At 66.5% G+C, this 227-nt stretch carries 1 protein-coding gene and 1 pseudogene; one reads left to right on the forward strand and one right to left on the reverse strand.

The features are described 5' to 3' along the window. On the reverse strand, positions 1–129 hold a 129-nt coding region (locus AC0L3A_RS41175), incomplete at its 3' end, for a BID domain-containing protein (protein WP_473256637.1). A 17-nt stretch (positions 130–146) separates the two neighbouring features. On the opposite strand from AC0L3A_RS41175, the pseudogene AC0L3A_RS41180 reads away from it, so the two are divergent. Further along, a pseudogene (locus AC0L3A_RS41180) lies at positions 147–227 on the forward strand (P-type conjugative transfer protein TrbG); the annotation flags it as partial.

Consider the following 227-nt stretch of genomic DNA (forward strand, 5'->3'; position numbering starts at 1 on the left):
GTCGTGCTTGAGCGCCGCCACATTGGCCTCGGCGCGCCGACGCAGCTGCTTCTCGGCCTGACCCGCCAGCAGCCCGACCTTGCCGCGCAGAGCCCCGAAGGACTCCGGGCTCGAGGCAAGACGCGCCATCGTCGAGCTCGCGGCCGCGGGGGACCTATCACATCCAGCTCAAGTCGAATGCAAGCCAATATATGGCACGGGTCGGCTTCGAATACCCAGAAGCAGTC

The sequence above is a fragment of the Bradyrhizobium sp. MI1.3 genome (genome assembly GCF_055811695.1).